Annotated in this window: 19 protein-coding genes and 3 pseudogenes; 17 read left to right on the top strand and 5 right to left on the bottom strand. The window is 64.7% G+C overall.

All coding sequences use genetic code 11. The features are described from left to right. Window positions 1–123 precede the first annotated feature (123 nt). The 5 genes from ACFXI3_RS03095 to ACFXI3_RS03075 are packed head-to-tail and all read left to right on the top strand — an operon-like array spanning window position 124 to window position 5,027. Window positions 124–1,182, top strand: coding sequence for an SDR family oxidoreductase (locus tag ACFXI3_RS03095; protein ID WP_378397688.1), 1,059 nt, complete (start codon window positions 124–126; stop codon window positions 1,180–1,182). Then, a complete protein-coding gene (locus ACFXI3_RS03090; protein WP_378397687.1) occupies window positions 1,179–2,429 on the top strand; it encodes an aspartate aminotransferase family protein in 1,251 nt (416 codons plus the stop codon). The genes ACFXI3_RS03095 and ACFXI3_RS03090 overlap by 4 nt, the downstream gene beginning before the upstream one ends. 25 nt (window positions 2,430–2,454) lie before the next feature. After that, window positions 2,455–2,928, top strand: a complete 474-nt coding sequence (locus ACFXI3_RS03085; protein WP_378397686.1) for a type II toxin-antitoxin system RatA family toxin — start codon at window positions 2,455–2,457, stop codon at window positions 2,926–2,928. Next, complete coding sequence (locus ACFXI3_RS03080) at window positions 2,925–4,064, top strand: acyl-CoA dehydrogenase family protein (protein ID WP_378397685.1); 1,140 nt, start codon at window positions 2,925–2,927, stop codon at window positions 4,062–4,064. Before ACFXI3_RS03085 ends, ACFXI3_RS03080 begins: the two co-directional genes overlap by 4 nt. Before the next feature lie 21 nt (window positions 4,065–4,085). Beyond that, window positions 4,086–5,027, top strand: coding sequence for a phytanoyl-CoA dioxygenase family protein (locus ACFXI3_RS03075; RefSeq protein WP_378397684.1), 942 nt, complete (start codon window positions 4,086–4,088; stop codon window positions 5,025–5,027). A gap of 883 nt (window positions 5,028–5,910) precedes the next feature. On the opposite strand, the gene ACFXI3_RS03070 is transcribed toward ACFXI3_RS03075, so the two are convergent. Then, window positions 5,911–6,468, bottom strand: a complete 558-nt coding sequence (locus ACFXI3_RS03070; RefSeq protein WP_378397683.1) for a TetR/AcrR family transcriptional regulator — start codon at window positions 6,466–6,468, stop codon at window positions 5,911–5,913. Window positions 6,469–6,560: 92 nt separating this feature from the next. Here ACFXI3_RS03070 and ACFXI3_RS03065 point away from each other — a divergent pair, with 92 nt between their 5' ends. The 3 genes from ACFXI3_RS03065 (at window position 6,561) to ACFXI3_RS03055 (ending at window position 8,590) form a co-directional block, all read left to right on the top strand. After that, a complete protein-coding gene (locus ACFXI3_RS03065) occupies window positions 6,561–6,968 on the top strand; it encodes a hypothetical protein (protein ID WP_378397682.1) in 408 nt (135 codons plus the stop codon). A 346-nt stretch (window positions 6,969–7,314) separates the two neighbouring features. Then, window positions 7,315–8,127 (top strand): hypothetical protein, encoded by an 813-nt coding sequence (locus ACFXI3_RS03060; protein ID WP_378397680.1) that lies wholly within the window; start codon window positions 7,315–7,317, stop codon window positions 8,125–8,127. Then, complete coding sequence (locus ACFXI3_RS03055; protein WP_378397825.1) at window positions 8,096–8,590, top strand: hypothetical protein; 495 nt, start codon at window positions 8,096–8,098, stop codon at window positions 8,588–8,590. The genes ACFXI3_RS03060 and ACFXI3_RS03055 overlap by 32 nt, the downstream gene beginning before the upstream one ends. Before the next feature lie 752 nt (window positions 8,591–9,342). On the opposite strand, the pseudogene ACFXI3_RS03050 reads toward ACFXI3_RS03055, so the two are convergent. Then, a pseudogene (locus ACFXI3_RS03050) lies at window positions 9,343–9,636 on the bottom strand (LLM class flavin-dependent oxidoreductase); the annotation flags it as partial. 217 nt (window positions 9,637–9,853) lie between these two features. Beyond that, window positions 9,854–10,753 carry a glucose-1-phosphate thymidylyltransferase RfbA gene (gene rfbA, locus ACFXI3_RS03045; RefSeq protein WP_378397678.1) on the bottom strand — a complete coding sequence of 300 codons (900 nt, stop codon included), beginning with the start codon at window positions 10,751–10,753 and terminating at the stop codon, window positions 9,854–9,856. A gap of 383 nt (window positions 10,754–11,136) precedes the next feature. On the opposite strand from rfbA, the pseudogene ACFXI3_RS03040 reads away from it, so the two are divergent. From ACFXI3_RS03040 to ACFXI3_RS03005, 8 genes and pseudogenes are all read left to right on the top strand, one after another. Beyond that, window positions 11,137–11,694: pseudogene (locus ACFXI3_RS03040) on the top strand (FAD-dependent monooxygenase); the annotation flags it as partial. 13 nt (window positions 11,695–11,707) lie between these two features. Beyond that, window positions 11,708–11,932, top strand: a pseudogene (locus tag ACFXI3_RS03035) (dNTP-hexose glycosyl transferase); the annotation flags it as partial. A 236-nt stretch (window positions 11,933–12,168) separates the two neighbouring features. Then, window positions 12,169–13,071 (top strand): dTDP-glucose 4,6-dehydratase, encoded by a 903-nt coding sequence (locus tag ACFXI3_RS03030; RefSeq protein ID WP_378397677.1) that lies wholly within the window; start codon window positions 12,169–12,171, stop codon window positions 13,069–13,071. Next, window positions 13,071–14,327, top strand: coding sequence for a nucleotide disphospho-sugar-binding domain-containing protein (locus tag ACFXI3_RS03025; protein ID WP_378397676.1), 1,257 nt, complete (start codon window positions 13,071–13,073; stop codon window positions 14,325–14,327). Before ACFXI3_RS03030 ends, ACFXI3_RS03025 begins: the two co-directional genes overlap by 1 nt. A 766-nt stretch (window positions 14,328–15,093) precedes the next feature. Further along, the gene (locus tag ACFXI3_RS03020; protein ID WP_378397675.1) at window positions 15,094–16,506 is read left to right on the top strand and encodes an aldo/keto reductase; all 1,413 of its coding nucleotides are present in this window, start codon (window positions 15,094–15,096) and stop codon (window positions 16,504–16,506) included. 19 nt (window positions 16,507–16,525) lie between these two features. Continuing rightward, a complete protein-coding gene (locus ACFXI3_RS03015; protein ID WP_378397674.1) occupies window positions 16,526–17,860 on the top strand; it encodes an NDP-hexose 2,3-dehydratase family protein in 1,335 nt (444 codons plus the stop codon). A gap of 13 nt (window positions 17,861–17,873) precedes the next feature. After that, window positions 17,874–18,533, top strand: a complete 660-nt coding sequence (locus ACFXI3_RS03010) for a dTDP-4-dehydrorhamnose 3,5-epimerase family protein (protein WP_378397673.1) — start codon at window positions 17,874–17,876, stop codon at window positions 18,531–18,533. Next, entirely contained in the window at window positions 18,530–19,480 is a 951-nt protein-coding gene (locus tag ACFXI3_RS03005; protein WP_378397672.1) for an NAD-dependent epimerase/dehydratase family protein, read from the top strand. Before ACFXI3_RS03010 ends, ACFXI3_RS03005 begins: the two co-directional genes overlap by 4 nt. A gap of 62 nt (window positions 19,481–19,542) precedes the next feature. Here ACFXI3_RS03005 and ACFXI3_RS03000 read toward each other — a convergent pair whose 3' ends face one another. Further along, complete coding sequence (locus ACFXI3_RS03000; RefSeq protein ID WP_378397671.1) at window positions 19,543–20,214, bottom strand: response regulator transcription factor; 672 nt, start codon at window positions 20,212–20,214, stop codon at window positions 19,543–19,545. Window positions 20,215–21,221: 1,007 nt separating this feature from the next. Here ACFXI3_RS03000 and ACFXI3_RS02995 point away from each other — a divergent pair. After that, window positions 21,222–21,482, top strand: coding sequence for a hypothetical protein (locus ACFXI3_RS02995; protein WP_378397670.1), 261 nt, complete (start codon window positions 21,222–21,224; stop codon window positions 21,480–21,482). A 234-nt stretch (window positions 21,483–21,716) separates the two neighbouring features. On the opposite strand, the gene ACFXI3_RS02990 is transcribed toward ACFXI3_RS02995, so the two are convergent. Further along, window positions 21,717–22,433: a sulfite exporter TauE/SafE family protein gene (locus tag ACFXI3_RS02990; RefSeq protein WP_344273786.1), complete on the bottom strand. Its 717-nt coding sequence runs from the start codon at window positions 22,431–22,433 to the stop codon at window positions 21,717–21,719. Window positions 22,434–22,660: the final 227 nt, after the last annotated feature.

Here is a 22,660-nt window from a genome sequence, read left to right as displayed (position 1 = left end):
ATATGTGAAAGCTGTTTGAAAGCGCACTGAAAGAAAGTTGTCAGTAAATCGTTTGCGTGCTGTCCGTGTGGTTCTGAGATTTGCTGATAAGGTCGGCGTTATTCGTCGGCTAGGAGTTTGAGAATGTGTGCAGGCGACTCGAAGAGAGTTCTGTTGACGGGGTGCAGCGGAGTGGTGGGAGAGGCACTGCTTGACCGCCGGCCAGGCGACGACGTGCTAGGTCTCGTACGCCGGACCCGGCCAGGTGTCGCCGTGGCGACTGCTCGGGGTGACGTGACGAGGAAGTGTCTCGGCATGTCCACTGCCGATTACCACGCATTGTGCGACGGCATCAGCGCCGTCGTGCACTCGGCTGCGCTCACGGGTTTTTCCGAACCAGCGGAAGAAATAGAGCGGGTCAACGTCGATGGCACCGTGACTGCGCTGCAACTCGCCCGGGATGCCGGCGTGCCGCTGCTGTACGTCAGCACCGCCTTCACCGCGCTCGGACGGCGTGCGGACGGGACAGTTCATTCGACGTATGTTCAAAGCAAGAAACGCGCGGAGGAGCTGGTGCTGTCGTCCGAGGTCGACAGCACGGTGCTGCGCCCTTCGGTCATGCTGGGCCACTCGAAAACCGGCTATATCCGGCGATACCAGGTCTTCCATCAGATGATGGCGGCGATCCTGCGCGGACGTATCCCGATGCTGCCGGCGGATCCGGACGGAGTGATCGATTTCGTCGCCGGAGACTGGGTAGCTGACGCCATCTGGTTATTGGTTGATGCCCGGGGGCCGTCGACGCCGGACATCGTGTGGCTCACCGCGGGCCCCGAAGTGACGTCGGTGAGCCGCGTGCTCGACGTCTGGTTCGCCTTCGGACGGAGCATCGGCATGGCAGTGGAAGGGCTCCGCGTGGTGGACCCGGAGATGGTGGATCGGCTCATCCGGCCGCTGATGCTCGACGAACTTCCGCCGAGCATGGCGCGCACCTTCGAGGGCGCGCTGCAGATCGCTGGGCTGATGACTCTTGACGAGGCGTTTCCGCACACGGTGTCCTCGCTGCTTCCGGCGCGGCCCCTTGCTGCGGACATTTTGCTCAGCAACGCCGCTTACTGGGCGGTCCGCAGCAAGCTGGCGTCTGCCGACCTGGCCTGGAAACAGGCTCGCGAGCTCGCGTCCGCGGCGCGGGAGACCCGATGACGCCCGCGCCGGAGGCCCGGCGCCGCTGGGTGCTGGATACCTACCGTGCGCATCTGAGCAGTGGCCTCGCCAACCTTGCCGAGGTCGCCGGCATGGGCATCGAGCGACAGTCGGACGGTGCGCACGTAGTCGACGACACCGGCCGAACGTTCCTCAACTGCGGTGGTTACGGCGTGTTCACCCTTGGGCACAGGCATCCCGAGGTAATCAGGGCCGTGCGGGACCAGCTGGACCGGCATCCGCTGGCGACGAAGTTCCTTGTCAACGACCGGTTGGCGGACGCCGCCGCCGAGCTCGCGGCTGTTTGCCCGAAACCGTTGAAATCGGTGTACTTCACCAATTCCGGCAGCGAGGCTGTGGAGCTGGCGCTGAAGCTCGCGCGCGGGCGGGGCCGCCGAACCGTTGTGTCGATGGCCGGTGGCTTTCACGGCAAGACAACGGGTGCGCTCAGCGTCACCGGACGTGCTGTGTACCGGACTCCGTTCGAACCATTGCTGGGCGGTGTCGTCTTTGCCGAATACGGCAACTCGGGTGCGTTGGCGGCAGAACTTGCCCGTCACGAGCCGGGCAGCTGCGCGGTCATCCTGGAGCCGGTGCAAGCCGAGAACGGCGTGATCGTCCCGCCTGACGGTTACCTCGCTGACGTGGCCCGGTTGTGCGCGGTTCACGATGCGATGCTGATTGTCGACGAGATCCAGACCGGGCTGGGCAGGCTGGGGACCTGGTGGGGCATTGAGCGGGAGGGGGTCGTTCCAGACGTCTTGCTGGCGGGCAAGGCACTCGGCGGCGGTGTCCTCCCGATCGGCGCTGTCGTGACCAGCGAACACATTTTTGCTGCCCTCAGCCGGGATCCCTACCTGCATTCGTCCACGTTCGGCGGCAATCAGCTCGCCATGGCGGCCGCTTGCGCGGCATTGCGCGTGATCGAGCGTGACAATCTGGTGCCCAAGGCGGGCGTGCTGGGCGAGCGGCTCTTGAGCCGCCTGCGGGGAACGCTGCTCGTGGAACCGTTCACGCCGAGCGTGCGGGAGATCCGTGGTCTGGGCTTGCTGCTGGCGATCGAGTTTGCCAACGCTGATCAAGCAGGGGAATTCATGTTCGGACTTCTCGAACACGGTGTCATCAGCTGCCACTCCATGAATGCCGGCAGCGTGGTCCGGCTGACTCCACCCGCGATCATCGATGCCGCCGACGAGGATTGGCTGATCGAAGCGGTGGCCGCGACCGCGAAGGAAGTGCACAGTTGACGCGAATCAAGAATGGTGTCAGGTCATGGGTGATGTGAAGGTCTCGGTCGATGTTCCGGGCGTCGGCGATCTTGAGGTATTCGGCGTATTGTCCGACTTCAGCGCGTACCCTCAGGCGACTGATGCGGTCCGTGCGGTGACGATCGGGGAGGCGGACGGCGGGCCGATCTCTTCCTGGGAGGTGAATTTCCGGAAGGGTATCCTGAAGTGGGTCGAACGTGACGACTTCGATCTCGACGAGCGCGTGATCTCGTTCGTGCAGACCGAGGGCGATCTCACCTCGTTCTCAGGTCACTGGCGCGTCGTCCCGCGGCCCTCCGGCGGAGTCACCGTAACCTTCGACGCGCGGTTCGATTTGGGAATGCCGACCATCGCATCGATCGTCGATCCGATCGCCGAGCGCACGTTGATGGAGAACACCAGGACGATCATCGAGCAGCTTGTCCAGCCTGGTCGTCTGGCCGCACGGACGACGTCCACCGCGGAGCCGACGGCATGATTCTCCTGCGGAAGGAATTGGCCGAGCTCGAAGCCGTGCTTCCGGGGCTGGCGAAGCAACTGGCAGAGTCTTCTTGGGACGATGCGGAGAATGCCGGCTCGGGCGCTATCGAGGCATTCCGGGCGGCTGGTGGTGCGGGTTTGTTCATCGAGCGAGGGCTCGGCGGGCGCGGCGCCACCCTCGCGACCGGCGTCCGGGTCCAGCGCGCTATCGGCGCGCTCTGCCCGTCGTTGGCGGTTGCCTCGACGATGCACCACTTTTCGATCGCGACATTGAATGCCCTGGCGGCGCGGGGACAGGGGTTGGAGAACCTGCTGCTGCAGGCGATCGCTACCGACCGGCTGTTGATGGCATCTGGATTTGCCGAAGGCCGAACGGGAGCAAGCATTCTCAGCGCAACCGTGACAGCGACGCGCGATGGCACCGACTACCTGGTCACAGGATCGAAGAAGCCGTGCAGTCTGGCGAAATCGATGAGCATGCTGAGCGCGAGCGCCCGGACGGTCGACTCCGGCGGCCGCCAGACGGGTTTGGCGGTCGTGCTCGTCCCCGCCGACTCGCCAGGCGTGTCTGTGCGGAAATTCTGGAGAGCGCCGGTGCTGGCGGGAGCTCAGAGCGAGGAAGTCGTGCTGGAATCGGTCCGAGTTCCTGAGAACCTGGTGGTTGAGCTGGACAGCAAGAACCTCGATTTCACCCAGAAAGTGGGCTTTATCTGGTTCGAGACTCTGATTTCGGCCGCCTACCTCGGGATGGCGACTCGCCTGGTCGACCTGTGCGTCGAGCAGAACAGGGGCGGCGCCGGGGAGATCGGCAGCGCGGCATGCGCCGTCGAAGCGGCCGCGCTCAGCCTTGCCGGAGTAGCAGGCTGGTACGACTCGGGTGCCGGTGCAGACGAGCCTGAGCTGGAACGCGGTCTGGCGGCAGCACTGATGGCACGCTACGCGATCCAGGACAGTATCTGTCAAGCCGTCCAGACGGCGACCGAGCTGCTCGGCGGCGGTGCGTTCATCAAGGACTCGAGGGTGGGGTATCTGAGCACGGCGATCCGAGCATTGGCGTTCCATCCGCCGAGTAGGTCGTCGATGGCGGCCCCGCTCATCAGCTACCTGCGCGGCAAGCAACTGGAAGTGCCCTGACGACGAAGAAAGGAGACAAACGTGCCGACTGAAAACGACCATCGGGTCGAGAGCGCGCGCCTGCCGGAGCCGACGCGCGATCTCGACCGGGTCAAGAGCGACCTCGCTGAACACGGTTACGCCTTGCTGCGAGACGCGCTTTCCCGGAATCAGGTGCTTCGTGTCAAGGACCGGCTCAAGGAGCAGGCCGAGATGGAGGGTGAGCTCGGCTATGCGATAATCGGGGACGGCCGGTTTCTCAGCAGGAAGTACAACGTCCATGCCAAGGGCGATGAGCCGTGGCAGGGGATTCGCAGTCTGCTCAACAAGGGTGCGGTGTTCCAGGAGCTTGTTGGGCACGACGGTGTGCTGGAGGTAATGGAGCATCTTCTCGGGTCAGGGTTCATTCTTTATACCTTATCTGCGATCATCATGCGCCAAGGGAGTCAGGCGCAGCAGATGCACAGCGATCAGATTATGTTCCCCTTCACCACGCCGATTCCCCTGATAGCCAATGCTTTTTTCATGATCAGTGATTTCGATGAGGGGCGCGGTGGCACCAGGTTTGTTCCCGGCAGTCATTTATGGGACTACCAGATGACCTATCAGGTGGTTAAAAACGAGCAAGGCGCCGCTGACATGGTGGAGGATCGGACCTTTGAGTGGGTGTCGCCCGAAGCGCCGGCCGGTACGGCACTTCTGTTCGATGCGCGGACAATCCACGCTGGTGGCGCGAATATATCCGGACAGGAAAGGGTCGCCGTGTCCATGGCGTTCTGCCTGCGCACGATTCGTCAGCTGGACCAGTTTTGCATGAGCATCAACGACGATGCGTATGCTGCGATGTCGGAGAAAATCAAAATGCTGGTCGGTTTCGGTTTCGGCGACATCGGACGCATTGACCCTGCTCTTGGACGTGCCAATATCGGAGAAGTTCAATTTCCCCGGATCGGTGAGCTGCGTCGGTCGGGCTCTCGCGACTGAAAGCTGACCGGTGACGAGCCGTGTGAATGTGTCCGTGAAGTTCACGGCTCTCGCGGCGGCAGGCGGATCGGCAAGTCAGGAGTGGTTGCGGCGGCAAGGGCCCGACGTTCGCCGACGTGGTCTGCGGTCTGTGAAATGCCGGCGTCGTGGCAATCGACGCGCCCTGCTTGCGACCCGATGGGCTTGTGGTCGTGCGACAGGCGCTGGCGCGACCGCGGTGTACATCGGGCGCGGTGCGGATGGTCGTCCGCTGGAGCGGCCGCCAGCCTCTGCTCAACGGATGCCCGGGGTCAATTCTGGCCCGGTTCAGGGGCCGGTTGCGGTCGTTGCTCGCCGCACCGGCGCCCGTCCGGCGCGACGAGCGGTAGCCCGGGTGCTCCTGGCCGCCCCGGCAGCGGAGGCGGTGCGGCGAGTCGGGGTCCCGGAGGGGGCGTATGCAGAGCCGATGCCCGGATGATCGGCTGGTCCGGCTCGGGCTTCGGCGGTGCCCTTGTCGCCGCACGCCTCCGGCCGCGGCTGAGCAGGCGCACGGTATTCGACTGTTCGACCGGCCTTCCCGCCGTCGTCACATTTGCCGACGTTGCCTGGGACCATCGCGACATCGCTCGGTCCCGGCCTCGTTCGGACGCGGATGGCCTGCCCGGGGGTGTGGCTTCGGTGCCTGCTTGGTCAATCAGCGTCGCCGCTCCTTGTCTTCTGGTTGCACGTCGGCGCCGCAGGTGCGGCCGCCGAACTTTCAAGACGAACGGATTCGGGGATCTTGTGAAGATCGCCGAGTGCGTGGGGATGTGGCGACGGTCGACTCGCTGGGGTCTGGCATCTGCGCGGAGGTGTCGAAACGGCCGCCGCTTCGTCAGCGCTTGCATGCCGCCTTGTACCAGAGCTACTCGAAGAGCGCGGCGAAATGCTCGAGCGCTTTGTCTGTGCGCTGGAAGTCTCCGGTGACGAGCCGGTCGAGGAGCAGTCCTCGCACGGCCGCGATGACCAGGGTGACGTCGATGTCGTCATGACCGGCCGCGACGACGCGGAAGGCGGCGCTGAAACGCTCGAGCCAGTCGGACACCATGGCCCTCCCGCCGTCCTCGTACGCATCAGGGTGAGTCATGGCGTCCATGTACACCTCGAAGAACAGGCGGAGGAACGGCTTGCGTTCGCCGTCGCTGATCCAGGCCCAGATCCCCCTGATCAGATCTGCGGGAGAGGAGAGTGCGTCGCGAAGTGCGTCGGCGAGCAAAGAAGCTTCCCGCAGGCGGACTTCTGCCAGAACCGCGGCGACCAGTTGTTCCTTGCTGCCGAAATCGTAGAGCAGCATCCGGGTGCTGGTGCCGAGCGCGGCGGCCAAGGGGCGAAGGCTCAAGTTCGCCATGCCGTGTTCGAGGACGTAGTCAGTGGCGGACTCCAGCGTCTTCGCCCGTCGACCGGTCTCCGGCGGTCTGCCCACCTTGCCTCGCTTTCGCGGTCGACATTCGCTCCGATGTGTGTCACTGTTTATGATACGAGTGTGTCATAAACTCGGTGACGAGGGGAAGTGCTGTGGACGCGTATTCCGCCGGGCGGGGGATCCGCACGTATCTGCCGAGGATCCTGCTCGCGGATGCGATTTGGGACGTGCTGCTCGGCGTGGTGCTCGTGCTGTCACCCTGGCGCTCTCTCGCCAACCTTCTCGGGTTGTCTGCGGCACGGCCGTGGCCCGTGTTCGTGGTCCTTGGCGTTGGCAGTTTCGCCTTCTCCGGACTGCTGGTCCGCGGCGCGCTGGGAACCGGCACGGCCGAGGTCTGCCGGGCGGCCGCGATCGCAAACACGGCGGCGGTCGTCGCTGTCATTGTTCTGTTGGCACTGGTGGGCACCCTCGGCTCCGGATGGGCATTGCTGCTGGGGGTTGCCGGGGCCGGGTGTGCGGTATTCGCAGTGCTTGAATGGGCTGGTATCAAAAAGGCGTGAGGTGAATGCTGCGTTGTGCCTAACCGTCGGCTGGGAGGGGCATCTTGGTTAACTTTCGCTAGTTGGCGACGTTGGGCTGGGCGCGCGCGGTATTGCCGCTATCTCTGATATTTCCGGGTTGCCAGAGTTGCCGTGCGGTGTTCGTCAATGTTTGGCGTGTGCGTGGACGGCGGGGCGGTGTGCCGGATCGGCTCTATTATTCGGTTTCTCTCTTGGAAATATTGCTCGCACGGTGGTTGCTGAATCTTGAATCATAAACCGTTCAAATTGTCGGAGTCGAAGTATGGTAAAAACTTCTGCTGACTTCTGCGCAGCGGTAAAATTGCTTTGGGGTAAGGAAACGGCTGTGGAAATTATGCGCGCGGTGGTCGACGGCAGAATTCATCATCCGCGTATCATCAACCAGGCCGGGATGCGTTTTGTCGAGGTCCGGCCTGATTTTGTTGAACTTTCCTGGGATCCGGCGGGTGCGGTAAGTGTCTCGACCGGGGGTGTCGACGAAGGGTTCGCGGCTCTTGTTCTAGGTCATGCGTGCAAGAGTGCGGCAGCGATCTCCGGCACTCGCTACTTTCCGGCGAACTGCTTGAAGCTCGACGTGGAGTTTGTCGAGCGGCTTCTCGCTGGCAAGTCTTACCGTGTTTATGCCGATATTTCGCACAAGGGTCAGCCGATCGTCGCTGCGAGGGCGGCGATCGCCGACGATGCTGGCAAAATTTATGCCACGGCAACCGCTTCCCTGGTTTTGGACACCGCGTTTTACTCTTTTGTGGAAAATTTCGGTGAGATGCCTGCCGGTTCGGAATTTGAGGAAATTGTATCGCGATACCTGAGTGTGTGCAATGAGAGGTCGGCTGCGTCGCGGCGCGCGTTGATCAAGGAGCTTTACTCGGCTGATGCGCTGGTTCGTGATCCGCTTGGATCCGCGACAGGCTGGAGCGCGATTGACGAAATGATATGCCGCGTGCAGGGCAACTTCGGCGGCATGAATTTCGGTCTGACCAGTGGTATTGATTCACATCATGATACCGCGCGTTTTTGCTGGGGAATTGGTGAGCCGCTATCTGTTGAATTGGTGGCCACCGGGTCGACCGTAATTGTTGTTCAAGGCGGTAGAATCAGCAGGGTCTATGGGTTTTTCGATCGCATTCCATCTTTCTGATGTGCATCATGGGGCCGGCGTGCGCCAGCACATCCCCGGGCGGAACGTGGTGGGCGAAGCAGTCAGGCCTGAGATCGAAACTGGCCGCGCCCAGGCCAGTGTGTGCAAGTTTCGCGGCTGCCTGCGGTATTCCGTGCGTCGGCGCGAGGACGTCGAGTGTCCGGGCAACGGCACGTCCGATGTCTGGAACACGGCTTTCGGACGAAAGCGCGGACTTCGTCGACCGGCCAAGAATTACGCGCCCCGTCCGCTGGCGATCCGGCACAACGATTGTTCGACGACCAGCCGGATGCCTGACGCGGCCGAGGGCGTCGCGGGTGCGCAGGGTGTTGAGCTGAGCTGGCCTACCTGTGCGGGCAGTGGATACGCAGCCGAATCGTCGGTCGCATCGCTGCCGACAATGGTGATGTCGGCTGCGCCGCGTGCGCTTGCCGCGGCCGACGGCACCCGGCCGAGGACGTGAGCCGACGCCCCCCCGCGGGTAGCGGCACCGACCGTGCGAGCGGATCCGGACAAAGCTTTCGGCAGGACGGCTCGGGTTCGGAGTCTGCGGTCAAAGCCTCTATTCCCGCCGATTCGAACACCGGCACAGCTTACCGGGACGCGATTCTTGTGGTCCGAAGAGATCGAGCGCGCGGAACCAGGCGCCTGCGAACCCGGCCGAGACCCTCCGCCGAGGTGTCGACCGCCGGGAACGAAACAGCCAATGATCCGCAACCAGCAGCGAGCGCACCTCCGCCAGCAGGTCGCACGTGCGGTTCCGATCCTGCTTGGGAATAACGGCGAAGCTGTGCACCCCAGCCTCGACGTGTTCGGTCGGCCGCTCGGCGAACTCCCGGGGCGTGCCGGTGACGACTGACCGCCGGGCAAGATCGATGTCCAGGTGGTATTTCGCGGCCAGTTCTCGTGCGTTCCCTTCGTGTTGACCGGGAGCAGGCCGGCCACAGGCCTCAGCGTACTCGGCGGCACCCGCACGGAGAGCGCCAGCGGCCCCGTGAACCAGCAGTCACCGTGCCTGCCAGCGCGGCGCGACCGCCGCCGACCCAGATCTCGGGAACGGCTGCCGGCGGCTCGAGCTTGACGACCGTGCCGCCCGCTCCATATGCCAATTCGGTCGTATCGCCGGACAACAGCGACGGCAAGGCTTCGAGGAACTCGTCGGTGCGGGCTGCCCTCGACTCGAACGGGGCGTCGGGCCGCGCGCCATTCGTCCGGGCACGCGCCGCCGATTCCAATGTCGAGTTGCGGCCAGCCCGCAGACAACAGTTGCAGGGTCGCCACCTGCTTCGCCGACCACGCCAGCGGGCGCAGCGCCGGGAGGAAAACACCGAACCCGGCCGCGATGGAGCTGGTTGCGGCAGCTGCGCTGGCCAGCGCCATACCCGCGTCGAGGAACTGTCCGCCGGTGAGGTGATCTCCCACCCAGACCGCGTCCAACCCGGCGGCTTCGGTCCTGGCCGCTCTGTCCGCGCTCGCTTGCGACAAGTAGATGCCCACGTCCAGGTTCATGCTCGGCTCCTCGCTCGTCCACGCCGGCACTGTCCGCGCCGATCCGTGCGCCAGCCTGAAACTTGAACCTCTGTTGAGGTCAACGCGTGTCAGCGGTTGACCTCAACAGAGGTTCAAGTTCTCCCGTGATCACGGGACGATGGTCCACCGGAACAGGGGAGGGAACGACACATGACAACAACAGCGGGCCAACGACCACGCCGGCGATTTCTTCTGATCAGAGCGCAGCGAGGGCAAGCGGTGTGCCGGCGGCTCGCGTCGCCACACCCATCACGTAGCGGCCGTACTGCGATTTGGCCAGTTTCTCGCCGAGCCGGAAGCATTGTTCCGGGCCGATGAACCCCATTCGCAGTGCGATCTCCTCGATGCAGGCGATGCGCACGCCCTGTCGGTGTTCCAAAACCTGCACGTACTGACTCGCTTCGGTCAGCGAATCGTGCGTCCCGGTGTCCAGCCAGGCGAACCCGCGGCCCAGGTTGACCAGCTTTGCCTTGCCGCGTTCGAGATACACCTTGTTCACGTCGGTGATCTCCAGCTCGCCTCGCGGCGACGGCCGCAAGCCCGCCGCGATCTCGACGACGTCGTTGTCGTACAGATAGAGGCCGGTGATGGCCAGATCGGACCGGGGAACGGCCGGCTTTTCCTCGAGCGAGATGAGCCGTCCTCGCTGGTCGACTTCGCCGACGCCGTAGCGCTCGGGATCCGGGACCTGGTATCCGAACAGGACGCATCCGTCGAGGTTTTCCGCGCTGCGCTGGAGCAAAGCCGAGAACCCGAACCCGTGGAAGATGTTGTCCCCGAGCGCCAGCGCCACGTCGTCGGTGCCAACGTGTTCGGCACCGACGAGGAACGCGTCCGCCAGCCCGCGCGGCGCGTCCTGGGCGGCGTAACTGATCGTCAGGCCGAGATCGGCGCCGTCGCCGAGGAGGCTGCGGAATCCGTCCATGTGCTCAGGAGTCGCGATGACCAGCACCTCCTGGATTCCGGCCAGCATCAGCACGGACAGCGGGTAGTAGATCATCGGCTTGTCGTAGACGGGCAGCAACTGCTTCGAAACCCCGATGGTGATCGGGTGCAGCCGGGTCCCGTTTCCGCCGGCCAGGATGATGCCTTTCATAAGCTCCTTCTCCCGGTAACACTGACCGCTCGCGGAGAGACCTGCGAGAGCCGAGCTGATTCGAGCAGCGGCCAGCTCCCGGCTGGTGCGGAACGCCGGCAGGCGTTCGTCCCCAGGGCTGACCACCGTTGCCGGGCAGGATATTAGAGGGGGCTAGGACGGCGGACAAGATCGACGGGAGGGGTTGCGCGCTGATTTGACATTCGCCGGAGTTCCGGCTTGCGCTGCGCGCCGCAGCTGCGTCCCGCGTCACCTCTTGTCTCTTCCGGGCTGGGATCGACCAACATTTTTCACCGATCCCTGACTGGGATTTGTCCTTCGCGCTCTTGAGGCTGCCGCGGTCGGTGAAATAAGCTTCAGCGGACGTCGGATCGTTTGCGGTCATGGTGAGTCCTGGTTCCCTTTTAATTCTTGAGGAGCGGTATATGGACGCCTCGCTCATTGTGATAGGCGCTGGCCTCATGCTGGCGTGGGAATTGCGCATGGCTGGCGTGGACGTCATCTTGCTGGAGCGATTGACCGAGCCTGCGGGCGAATCGCGCGGGCTTGGTTTCCCCGCCCGTACGATGGAGGTGCTGGACCGGAGTGGCCTCCTGGACCGGATCGAGCCGTCCGAAACCAGCAACGAGGGGCAGTTCGGCTTGCTGCCCGGCGCGCATTTCGGCGGGAAGAGCATCCCGCAGGCTCGTACCGAGCGGATGCTCGCTGAATGGGTGACTGACCTTGGCGTTGACGTCCGGCTCGGATGGGAGCTCGCCGACCGCTGGGACCGAGTAAACACCGAAGTCTGGTCGCACGGCGACGCGACCCGCCAGGTGACCGAATACCAGCGGGCCAATGTGCTCCTTGCCGGAGACGCCGCGCACAGCCACCTGCCCGCCGGCGGGCAGGGCATGAACACCGGAATCCAGGACGCGGTGAACCTCGGATGGAAGCTCGCCGCGGCGGTCAGTAGTGGCCGCGTCGGAACCGGTCGCCGAAGGAATCCGGTCGCGCTTCGACGGCCTCCGGGCGGGCCGGTTCCCGCTGGACGTGCTGGCGCTGAGCTGTGCCCTGCTGGTGCGCTACTACGGCGGGGTCACCACACTCTCCGGCGTGAACGCGGGCATGCCGCAAGTGCTCACGCCCAAGGGATCTTTGCTGATGCCCGCGGCTGAACGGCTCGCGGGAGCGGGCGCGGCGATCGTCCTGCCCGTCGGCGCCGAATCGCCTGACGTGATCGCGCCAGCCTGTGCCCGAGATCCTCGCCGACCGGTCCTATGCCCGCGCCGCGCTGAAGATCGCCGAGGAGATCAGCGGCATGCCCGCGCCCGCCGAGCTGGTGACTGTTCTGGAGAACATCTGATCCTCGCGCAGGAACGTCCGTTTTCGTTGGAAGAGAAGGAGAGTGCGATGTCCGACAGCGAGGTGGCCCTGTGCGATTGCTCGTAACCGGCGGTGCGGGTTTCATCGGATCCCATTACGTCCGGACGGTGCTGTCCGGCGAATTTCCGGGAGCCGAACAGTCGCAGGTGACCGTGCTCGACAACCTGACCTATGTCCGGAACGTCGACAACCTGCCCGCTGAATACCCGCGACTGAGGTTCGTCAAGGGGGACATCCGCGATCCGGCACTGCTGCGGAAAGTGCTGCCCGGCCATGACGCCGTGGTGCATTTCGCCGCAGAGTCCCATGTGGACCGATCCGTGCAGGGCGCGGGCGCCTTCGTGCGGACGAATGTCCTCGGTACGCAGATGCTTCTGGATGCCTGCGCGACGACCGGTGTGCAACGCTTTGTGCACGTATCGACCGACGAGGTGTACGGCTCGCTCGGCGGGGGTGGGCGGACTGAAACCTGGTCGCTTGCCCCGAACTCCTCGTATGCCGCGTCGGAAGCTGGTTCCGACCTGATCGGCCGCGCCTGTTGGCGCACGCACGGGCTGTCGGTCTCGAGCACCCGGTGCTCGAACAATTACAGGCCCCGCCAGCACCCGGAGAAGTTGATCCCGCTATTCGTGATGAACCTGACGGAAGACAAGAAGGTCCCGCTGTACGGCGAAGGCCGGAGCGTGCGGGAATGGCTGCATGTCTCCGACTACTGCAGGGCGATCCGGCTGGTGCTGGCGAAAGGACTGGCGGGGGAGGTCTGCAACGTCGGAGGCGGCGCCGACCGTAAGGGCCACGATCCGCGGTACGCGTTCGACGATACGAAGATCCGCAGTGAACTCGGCTGCGAGCCGCTGGTGCCGTTCGAACGAGGGCTCGCCGAGCCTGTCGGGCGGCACCGGTGCGACGCCGCGTGGTCGGCTCCGGTCAAGCACCTGTCAGGAGGTTCGTGATGCGCGTGCTCTTCGCCCTGTCGAGCTGGTCGACGCATTGGTACCCGCTGGCTCCGCTGGCCTGGACGATGCAAAGCCTCGGGCATGAGGTACAAGTGCTCTGCTCCCCGGTGCAGGGCGACGTGGTGGCCCGCTCAGGGGCGCTGCCGGTCCCCGTTCTGCCGGACATGAACCTGCGAGCCTTCGCGCGGATGCATCACCACATGATGGCGAAGGAAGGGCATTGGCCGTTCTCCGACCTGCCTCCGCATCCTACTACCGGCCAGCCGGTGGAAGACATCGAGGACTTCGACCCGCTCGAGTGGTATTTCGGTCAGCGGGAACGGGTAGTGGCCGCCGCCACCGTCAGCACTGACGCCGCGGCTGCCTATGCCCGGCGCTGGCATCCCGATCTGGTGGTGCACGATCAGCTGAGCATAGAGGGGCCGTTGGTCGGCAGGGTGCTGGACGTGCCCGCGGTGCTGCATCTCTGGGGCCCGTCCGGCCCGGACGACAAGGTGTCCCGGATCTTCGGCCGAATGTTGCCGGTCGACCACAGCAACGCCTTCGCCCGGTTCGGCGTCGGGGAGATGACCGCGGACATTTACCGGTACGTCATCGACCCCTGCCCGCCAAGCATGGCTCCGCCATTGCAGCAGGAGCGGTTGCGGGTCCGGTACCAGGCCTACAACGGTTGTGCCCAGCTCACCACCGAGCTTCCGGCCCCGCTGCCCGGACGGCCTCGCGTGGTGCTCATCTGGGGCTCCGAAGTGAGTTCGCTGTTCGGTCCGGCGAGCTTCACGGTGCCGAAGATCGTCGACGCGCTCGCTGGCACCGGAGCCGAAGTCGTGCTCGCAGTAGGCGGGCCGGACAGGCAGCGGATCGGTCCGCTGCCTTCCAGCACCCGGCTTGTCGACTACGTTCCGCTGCGGACACTTCTTTCCGGTGCCAGCGCGATCATTCATCACGGCGGTGCCGGATGCGTGATGACCGCAGTGGCCGCCGGGGTACCTCAGCTGGTGCTCTACAACGGGTTCGACCAGGAAATCATGTCGGGCCGGCTGGCAAGAACCGAGGCAGGGATCGCCGTCGCCAACGCCACCGCGACCGTCGAATCGATCCGCTCGGGCTACGCAGCGTTGATGGGCGACCCTGCCGCCACGTCGGCTGCCGTCCGGCTCGCGGCGGAATTGGAGACCAATCCGTCGCATTTCGAGCTGGCGTCGACATTGGAAGGCATTGCCGCCGGCGGCGTCGAGAAATGCGTTGCGGGCTGAGGCATGAAGATCACCGGGAAAGGCTTTCTGCCGGCCAACCTTGCTCCCATCTCCGAGCTGCGCACCGGGACAGTAGTGCTCACGGCCGGGGTGTCGTGGGCCAGCGGCACTTCGGCGTCGGATTTCGCCAGGGAAGCCGAGCTGGTCGAGCGCACTTCGGCGGACTGCACCAGGACCGGCGACCGGCACGTCATCTTCGCGACCGCATCGACCGGCGTGTACGGCCTCCTCGAAGGTCCGGGCAGAGAGGACAGCCCGATCAGCTCCCGCACCCCGTCCGGGGAACACAAGTTCGGCCTCGGACATCTTGTCCGGTGGCCGATTGCCTCATCCTCCGGCTCGGGCCTCTGGGGGACGCTGGCAGCCGGCGCATCAGGTGGTCCCCACCCTCGTACGGCAGATCCGCGCGGGTGCTGTGCGCATCCATCTCGGCGCGGCGCGGGACCTGATCGATGTCGCGGACGTGGTGGGCATCATCGACCTGCTGCTCGGAGCAGAGGCAGCGGGGAGACCGTCAACGTCGCCTCCGGAACGGCAGTGCCGGTCGAGCGCGTCGTCGACCATCTCTGCGACCTGCTGGGGCCGGACTTCACCCGCGACCACTACCCGAGCAAAGGCGGGCACGACATTTCGATCGAGAAGCTGGGAAAACTGGTGCCGGAAATCACCGAAATCGGGTCGGCGAGGCCTGCTGCTGGAGAGCGCTTGATGCCTATGCGGACTCTTGTTCGGAATCGACTATGGACGACTGGGGCGGACAATGAAGATGAACGGATTCCGCAGAATGCGGGCCAGCGCGGCGATTCTGATCGCAGTCGTCGCGACCGTGCCGCTCGCACCGGCCGTTGCCGTGCCGGCAACCGCTGCCGCAGCGACAAGCCGCGCGAAGGTGCTGGAGATCGGCTCGACAGCCGACCAGCTGTCCACTCCGGACTCCGCGCGGACCGGGTTCGCCGCCTTCCGGGCCAGCGCGACCGTCGAAGGCAAGGGCCGGATCGTGCTCGCCAAACTGCGTACGGGGGTGTCCCAGGACGAGTTCCGCAGAACTCTGGTCGACGGCTCTGACCTGAACGCCGTCGCATACTTGCTCGGCGGCGTAGTGATCCACCCGGGCCAGCCCGCGACGTTCACCCAGCGCCTCGAGCCCGGCGAGTACCAGCTTTTCGACGCGTTCTCGCTGCACAGCCCGCAGCCGCAGTGGCACAGCGTGCAGGTAGGGGGTCCGGCCTGCGGAACTGAGCCCGCCGCCGACGTGCACGTCACGTCGCCGTCGATGCCCGGTGCCAGGCCACGCTACTCGGTCGAGGATCCGCTGCTGGCCGACCGGCCGGTCCGGTTCACGAACCTGCTGCCGGGTCAGCGCAACGAGATGCTGTTCGTGCAGCTGAAGCCTGGGGCCACCGAGGCTGATCTGCAGGCGTACTTCGACGCCACGGGAGATTCCCCTCAGCCGCCGCCCAACGGCCCTTTCACCTCGGCCGCGCTGGGTTCGCTGCCGCTTTCCCCCGGCTGCTCCTCGGTGGTCCGGCTTCGCCTGAGCCCCGGATGGATCGACCTGTTCCAGATGCACCACATCGACCGGTCCGCGCACTGGGACGAGGTGTGGCAGGCGATGGACGTGCTCGTCGCCCAGGGCAAGATCCGGTACGTCGGCACGTCGAACTTCGCCGGATGGCACCTGGTCGCTGCCCAGGAAGCCGCCCGCCGCCGCAATTCGCTCGGGATCGTGGCCGAGCAGTGCGTCTATAACTTGGTGGCCAGACATGTGGAACTGGAGCTGCTGCCCGCCGCGGCCGCGTATGGGATCGGCGTGTTCGCCTGGTCGCCGCTGCACGGCGGACTGCTGGGCGGTGTGCTGCGCAAGCTGGCCGAGGGCACGGCGGTGAAGTCCGCGCAAGGCAGGGCGGCAGCGGCCGTGGAAGAGCAACGGCAGGCGATCGCTGAGTTCGAGACCTGCTGCCGCGAGAACGGTGTCGCGCCCGCGGAGGTGGCGTTGTCGTGGGTACTCGGCCGTCCGCACATAACCGGGATTGTGATCGGCCCACGTACGTCGGATCATCTGGCCGGAGCGTTCCGTGCCTGGGAAACGCCGCTGCCTGCCGACGTCGGCAAGATCCTCGAGGAGATCTTTCCGCCGGCGGGGAACGGGAAGCCCGCGCCCGAAGCCTGGGCTCGCTGAGCCGATCCGGGAGGTTGTCATGTTTCAGCACATCAACGAATTCCACGCTTGGTACGAGGAACGGTCCCAGGCCAACGACTACCGGGTGACGCCGAGTCCGCTCACGGATCTGGACGGCTGGCGCATCGAGCCGGGCACTGAGAACATCGTCCACCGCACCGGGAAGTTCTTTTCGGTGCAGGGCTTGCGGATCACCACCGACCACCGGGCGCGACAGCAGTGGTCGCAGCCCATCATCGTGCAGCCCGAGATCGGAGTTCTCGGCATCGTCGTGCGGGCGGTCGACGGTGTTGTGCAATGCCTGATGCAGGCAAAAATGGAGCCGGGCAACATCAATACACTGCAGCTGTCCCCGACGGTACAGGCGACCAAGAGCAACTACACCCGGGTGCACCAGGGCGGATCGGTTCCCTACCTGGAGCACTTCGTCGATCCGCACAACGCGCTGTTCGACGCGCTTCAGTCCGAGCAAGGCTCATGGTTCCTGAACAAGCGCAACCGGAACATGATCGTCGAGGTGACCGAGGACCTGCCACTGCTGGACGATTTCTGTTGGCTGACGCTGAATCAGCTCAACGAGCTGCTCGCGGTGCCGAACCTGGTGAACATGGATTCCCGGACGGTGCTTTCCGGAATGCCATTCGTTCAGGAGTCCTACACCGAGGGCGAGGGGCACTCCGTGCGGCAGGACCCGCTGCACACTTTCGAGAATCTGCTCAGCTGGTTCACCGACGTCAAATCCCGCTACTACCTTGATCGCAGGCTGGTGCCGCTGAACGAGGTGCCCGACTGGCATCTGCTGAGCGGCAGGATCGAGCACGAGAGCGGCCGGTACTTCACCGTGCTCGGCGTCGACATCGAAGCCAGCAACCGGGAGGTGTCCCGGTGGTCGCAGCCGATGCTCCAGCCGGTGGGCCGGGGTGTCATCGCGTTCCTCGGCAAGCACATCAACGACACGTTTCACGTTCTCGTGCACGCTCGCACAGAGGCGGGAACACACGATGTCGTCGAGATGGCGCCGACTGTCAGCTGTATTCCGCGGAACTACGATGGCGTGGCCAGACAACAGTGGCCGCTGTACCTCGACACCGTGCTGGACGCTGACCCGTCGAGCGTGCTGTTCGACGTGGTCCATTCCGAGGAAGGCGGCCGGTTCTATCATGCGGAGGACCGCTACACGGTGATCGACGTCGGCGAGGATTTCGGCATCGACACCCCGCGCGACTACTGCTGGATGACAGTGGAGCAGCTCACCGCCTTTGTGCGGTACGGCAATTACGTGAACGTCGCTGCGCGCTGCCTGCTGAGCTGTCTGCCGGGTGCGTTGTCGAGGCTGGCCGTGGCCAGGGCATGAGGGGGCGGCAGCGATGAAATTCAAGGAACTCGTGGTTTCCGGTGCCGTCCAGTTCATTCCGGACACCCATCCGGACTGCCGGGGGGTGTTCTGTTCGCCCTATCAGGAGCAGGTTTTCCTCGACGCGGTCGGCCGCGAGCTGTTCCCGGTGGCGCAGACCAACCACAGCGTCTCGCGCCGCAACACCGGCCGCGGCATACATTTCACCGTCGTGCCGGACGGAAACGAGAAGTACGTCTATTGTGCCCGGGGGCGGGCCCTGGACATCGTCGTCGACATCAGGGTCGGCTCGCCGACTTTCGGAGCCTGGGACGCTGTTGTGCTGGACGAGGAGAATTCGAACTCAATGTACTTCCCGGTCGGAGTCGGCCACGCGTTCCTGGCGCTGGAGGATGACACGACCATGTCGTACATGCTGTCCGCGCGGTACGACCCGGCGAAGGAACTGGCGATCGCGATCCGCGACCCCGAACTCGGGCTGCCGATCCCCGGCGACATCGAGATGATTTTGTCGGCACGCGACGCCACAGCGCCCACGCTGGCGGAGGCGAAGGCCCGAGGAGTGCTTCCTGCCTACGGAGCGTGCCGCGAGATCGAACGGTCCCGTGGTGGCTCAGTGAGTTTCCGGCAAGATCTTGGGCGTTCCGAAACCGCGCCGACGAGCAAAGGATGAACACGATGGAGGAGAACGGACTGCGGGTCGTCGTGCTCGGCGGCACCGGTGGGGTCGGCCGTCAAGTGTGCGCTGGGTTCGCTGCCGCAGGGCACCAGGTGCTCGCTGTCGCGCGCACAGGCCCGGTGCCGGCGGCCCGGCACGGTTTCGTGGCTCTCGATGTGGCGGGCGCGAATCCGGAACGGATCGCGGGGGTGCTCCTCGGTGCCCGTGCCGACGTCGTCGTGAACGCCACCGGTGGTTGGGGCCGTACCGAAGAAGTGCTGGCCCGAAGCCACGTAGGGCTGGTGCACAACCTGATTGCCGCGCTGGGGCTGCTGCCGAAACCCGTTCGCCTCGTCCATATTGGTTCGATACACGAGTACGGTCCGCTTCCCTGGGGGACCCGGGTGTCCGAATCGTGGGAGCCCGCTCCGGACACAGTGTACGGGAAGACAAAACTCGCCGGCTCGCAGGAGGTGCTCGAGGCCTGCCGGACCGGGATCGTGGACGGCACCGTGCTTCGGGTGGTGAACGTGTACGGCCCGTCGACGACGGCGCAGAGCTTCCTCGGCTCGTTGGTCCAGCGACTTAAGCTGGCCAAGCCAGGCGAGCAGGTCGACGTGACGGTGGCCAAGGCGGCACGGGACTACGTCGACGTCCGCGACGCCGCAGAGGTCGTGGTCCGTGCGGCCGAACGGCCTGCCCCCGGACGAGTGATCAACATCGGCCGCGGCGCTGCGCTTGAGATGAGTCATCTGGTCCGAAGCCTGGTGGACGCGGTCGGCTTCCCGCCGGATCTGGTACGCATGCTGGTACAAGAAGTGGACAGCAAGGGAGGAAACTGGACGGCCGCCGACATCGGTCTTGCCGGCGAACTATTCGGCTGGTCACCCCGATTCGACGTGATGGATTCGCTCCGGGACATGTGGAATTCAGAGGAATCAGCAGTGCTGGCTGTGAGCTGACTGCTATGTAGCCTGGCGTCCGTACGAGCGGTCTGACGTCAGGAAGGGCAGCCCGCGGAAATCTATTCCGCAGTTGCGCTGAATCGAAAACCCACGCCGCGCACCGTGGCGATCCACGATTTTCTGCCGAGCTTTCTTCGCAGACTGTTGATATGGGTGTCGACAGTTCGCGTGGAAACCGGGGCGACAGGTTTGTGACCCCAGACTGATTGCAGGATATTTTCCCGGGAGACTACCTCGTTGGAATGGGAGGCGAGCAACTGGAGGAGATCGAACTCTTTCCGGGTGAGATCGACCTGCTTCTTGGCGACCTGCACCAGGCGGGCGGTGGGGTCGATCCGCAGGTCGCCGCAGTCGATCGGAGTCTTGTCCGCTCGGATCGGGTGGACCCGGCGCATTAGCGCGTTAATGCGCGCCATCAGTTCGATGAGTCCGTAAGGCTTGCCGATGTAGTCGTCGATCCCCGAAGAGTAGCCGAGCACGCGATCGAGTTCGGTCATCCGGTTCGTGATCACGATGATCGGGGCGTTGCTTGTCGCTCGTATCCGGCGGCATAGTTCGATACCGTCGATATCGTGCAGGTCCAACTCGGTAAGAATGAGATTAGCGGCGTGGTGGAATTTCAGTGCGGCGAGTCCGCTGCTCACCTTGTGTACGCTGTGTCCGTGCTTTTCCAGGTGCAATTTTGCTGACTCTGCGGCGGTGGCGTCGTTTTCTACAATCAAAACATTCATAATCTCCCCCCGGTTTTGACTCGAGATTTCCGCCCAGTGATCTTGGCAACATTTTAGCGTATTCGACTATTTCGCGAAAACCAAGTGAGTGTGATATAGGTCACGACTGACCAAGGTCGTTTTCTGGATGTGAATGCGGTATTGCTTTCTTGTGGGCTGGCATCGAGTCGGAGCGGGGTGATGCCGGACGGGTTGATGTCTGCAAGGGGAGGTGAGCGGTCTCTGCGTGGCCTGATATCAGGCGATTAACACGAGCGGACATCGTCGGGCTCGCTGCCGGGCCAGTGAGCCCGTCCGTCGACCGAGGCTGCGTCGTCTTGGATGAAATAGGGGTTTCAGGATGGTTTCAGGTTGCTCGCGGTGTCCGCTGCTGAACCTTATCCAGACCTTTTTCGGAGAAGGTGATCTTCTTCGGTCGAGAATTATCTGAAAATGCGAATCGAGCAAAGGCTGCCGACTAATAGTGAACTGCAGGATGAGCGAGACGGCTGGATCCTGCGTAGGCAGGGCGTGGCGGCAGCGTCAGAACCCTCATCGTCGACTCGGCACTGAACACGCTCGACGACGGTCGAACTCTGCGAACCCAGCAGTCCGGCTGCGTTGACGTCCGGCGAACCCGAAGCGATCTACCAGAGCGCCCGCCTCCTCCATGCAGTGCTGTCGAAGACGAGCCAGAGACCAAGCTTCAACTCGACGAGGATGCCGCGCAACAAGAGGCTGAAGGCTGGTCGTGACACGCACGCTGCCCAGCGGGTTACGGCTGAAGCAGTGAACGAAATACAGAAGACCGACCGTATGACTGCTGGGCACAGGCTCCGAGCAATGCCGGCGGCTGCCGGCGCATCGAACTGCACCCTTCGCACCGCTTTCCTCGGCGCTGTCGGAGTTTCCGAACTCGCCGTCCACGGAGATGGCACGGCGGATCTGATTTCCGCCGACTGACCACGAAGGAGTCGATCAGGCGTCCCGTCACCAGCATCGTCCGGTTCCTGGGCGGGCTGCTCGCCTTGACGGCGATTCTCGCCGGGCCGCCGATCGCCTTCTGGACCTTCCGCGACGTCTTGCTCCCGAGCCGCGTGGACACCTTCGCGGAGGTGGTGGCTGCGCTCCTCGTGCGCGATAGCAGCCAGGTTTTCCTGACCCTGCTTGCGTTCGCTGGGGTCGCCGCGTGGCTACAGCTCGCCGCTGCGGTGTTCGTCGAAGCAGCCGGCCGCCTCCGCGGGCTTCCGGTAGACGGCAATTTCAGGTGTATCTTGTCGTGCAACTAGCGGGCTTCGTGCTGGTCACTTGCCGCGCCGGGTCCTCCAGTGAGTCGACCGGTGCTTCGGCCCGCGTTCACCAGCGATGAAGGCCTCGCTAGCCCTTCTGACGCCGCATCGCGTCTTCGTTCGCGTGGCTCAGCTGTTCTGTCGGTGCTTCAACGTCGGGAGCGTGCTGCCGCGCTTGGCTCACAGCCACCGCGCCTAGGCGGGGTATCCGGCTCCAAACACAGGCAGCCTGGTTCAGGCGCTGATCATTGTCACCAAGCCGGACGTCACGATCAGGCCGACGATGGCTCGGTCGAACACTGTGCGCGGGACGCGGCCGATGAGGCGGCCGCCGAGGAGGTTTCCGGCTAGGGCGGCCAGGACTAGGGGTGGCAGCCAACCCAGGTTGGTGGTGTCGAACTGGCCTGCGGTGACCAGGAGCAGCAGGGACAGGCAGTTGGTCACTACGAAGTAGCCAGCGAGGTCGCCTACGAAGGTTCTTGGCGGGACTTTCGCGGAGGCGAGCAGGACGGCTGGGGGTGCGCCGTTCAGGGAAGTCGTCGTGGAGAGGTAGCCGCCCAGCAGGCCGGCGACGGTTTGCTTTATTGGGGTTGCGGGGTGGGCTTCTTGGGTCGGGCGGAGCAGCAGGCGCAGGCCGGAGAGCACGACGACGGTGCCGGCCAGGATGCGGAGGGCGTGGGGCGGCAGCAGGTGCAGGGTGAGGGCGCCGGCGGCGGCGCCGGGGAGGCTTGCTGCGCCGAGGATTGCTACGCGGCGCCAGGCGATGTGGTCTCGTTCTCGGTGGAGCACCGCTAGCCGGGTGATCATGGTGGTGATCAGGTTGATCACGACTACCTGCGGCAGCGGGAGTCCGATGAGCAGCAGCAGGGGAGTGCCGACCAAGGACGCGCCGAAACCGGTCAGGCCGCCGATGAAGCCGGCGAAGGCGACGGCCAGTGCGCCGAGGATCATGGGGCCGCCTGGGGGTCGCGGTGAGTGGGCGGGGCTGTCGTGTCCGGGAGGGAGGCGGGGTGAGGATCGGGGGACGTTGCTGGGCGAGTGAAGGGGGTTGCCGCAGGGCGGGTGGTTGCGTTGGGGCATAAGGGAAAGCGGTGAGGGGCGCGAGACGCCGTCCCGTGGGTGCCGGGGCGTCGGGGAGAGGTGAGGGGTAAGGATGCGGGGTGAGGGGCGAGGGATGT

Source organism: Amycolatopsis sp. NPDC059235, assembly GCF_042754125.1.
Classification (GTDB): Bacteria; Actinomycetota; Actinomycetes; order Mycobacteriales; family Pseudonocardiaceae; genus Amycolatopsis; species Amycolatopsis albidoflava.
The sequence above is the reverse complement of the archived record's forward strand: the minus strand, read 5'-3'. Positions and strand labels throughout refer to the sequence as shown.

Excerpts from the sequence above, each read along its gene's own strand:
- ACFXI3_RS03095 (WP_378397688.1), top strand. The coding sequence starts at position 124 with ATGTGTGCAGGCGACTCGAAGAGAGTTCTGTTGACGGGGTGCAGCGGA.
- ACFXI3_RS03090 (WP_378397687.1), top strand. The coding sequence starts at position 1,179 with ATGACGCCCGCGCCGGAGGCCCGGCGCCGCTGGGTGCTGGATACCTAC.
- ACFXI3_RS03085 (WP_378397686.1), top strand. The coding sequence starts at position 2,455 with ATGGGTGATGTGAAGGTCTCGGTCGATGTTCCGGGCGTCGGCGATCTT.
- ACFXI3_RS03080 (WP_378397685.1), top strand. The coding sequence starts at position 2,925 with ATGATTCTCCTGCGGAAGGAATTGGCCGAGCTCGAAGCCGTGCTTCCG.
- ACFXI3_RS03055 (WP_378397825.1), top strand. The coding sequence starts at position 8,096 with ATGGGTTTTTCGATCGCATTCCATCTTTCTGATGTGCATCATGGGGCC.
- rfbA (WP_378397678.1), bottom strand. The coding sequence starts at position 10,753 with ATGAAAGGCATCATCCTGGCCGGCGGAAACGGGACCCGGCTGCACCCG.
- ACFXI3_RS03025 (WP_378397676.1), top strand. The coding sequence starts at position 13,071 with ATGCGCGTGCTCTTCGCCCTGTCGAGCTGGTCGACGCATTGGTACCCG.
- ACFXI3_RS03020 (WP_378397675.1), top strand. The coding sequence starts at position 15,094 with ATGAACGGATTCCGCAGAATGCGGGCCAGCGCGGCGATTCTGATCGCA.
- ACFXI3_RS03015 (WP_378397674.1), top strand. The coding sequence starts at position 16,526 with ATGTTTCAGCACATCAACGAATTCCACGCTTGGTACGAGGAACGGTCC.
- ACFXI3_RS03010 (WP_378397673.1), top strand. The coding sequence starts at position 17,874 with ATGAAATTCAAGGAACTCGTGGTTTCCGGTGCCGTCCAGTTCATTCCG.
- ACFXI3_RS03005 (WP_378397672.1), top strand. The coding sequence starts at position 18,530 with ATGAACACGATGGAGGAGAACGGACTGCGGGTCGTCGTGCTCGGCGGC.
- ACFXI3_RS03000 (WP_378397671.1), bottom strand. The coding sequence starts at position 20,214 with ATGAATGTTTTGATTGTAGAAAACGACGCCACCGCCGCAGAGTCAGCA.
- ACFXI3_RS02990 (WP_344273786.1), bottom strand. The coding sequence starts at position 22,433 with ATGATCCTCGGCGCACTGGCCGTCGCCTTCGCCGGCTTCATCGGCGGC.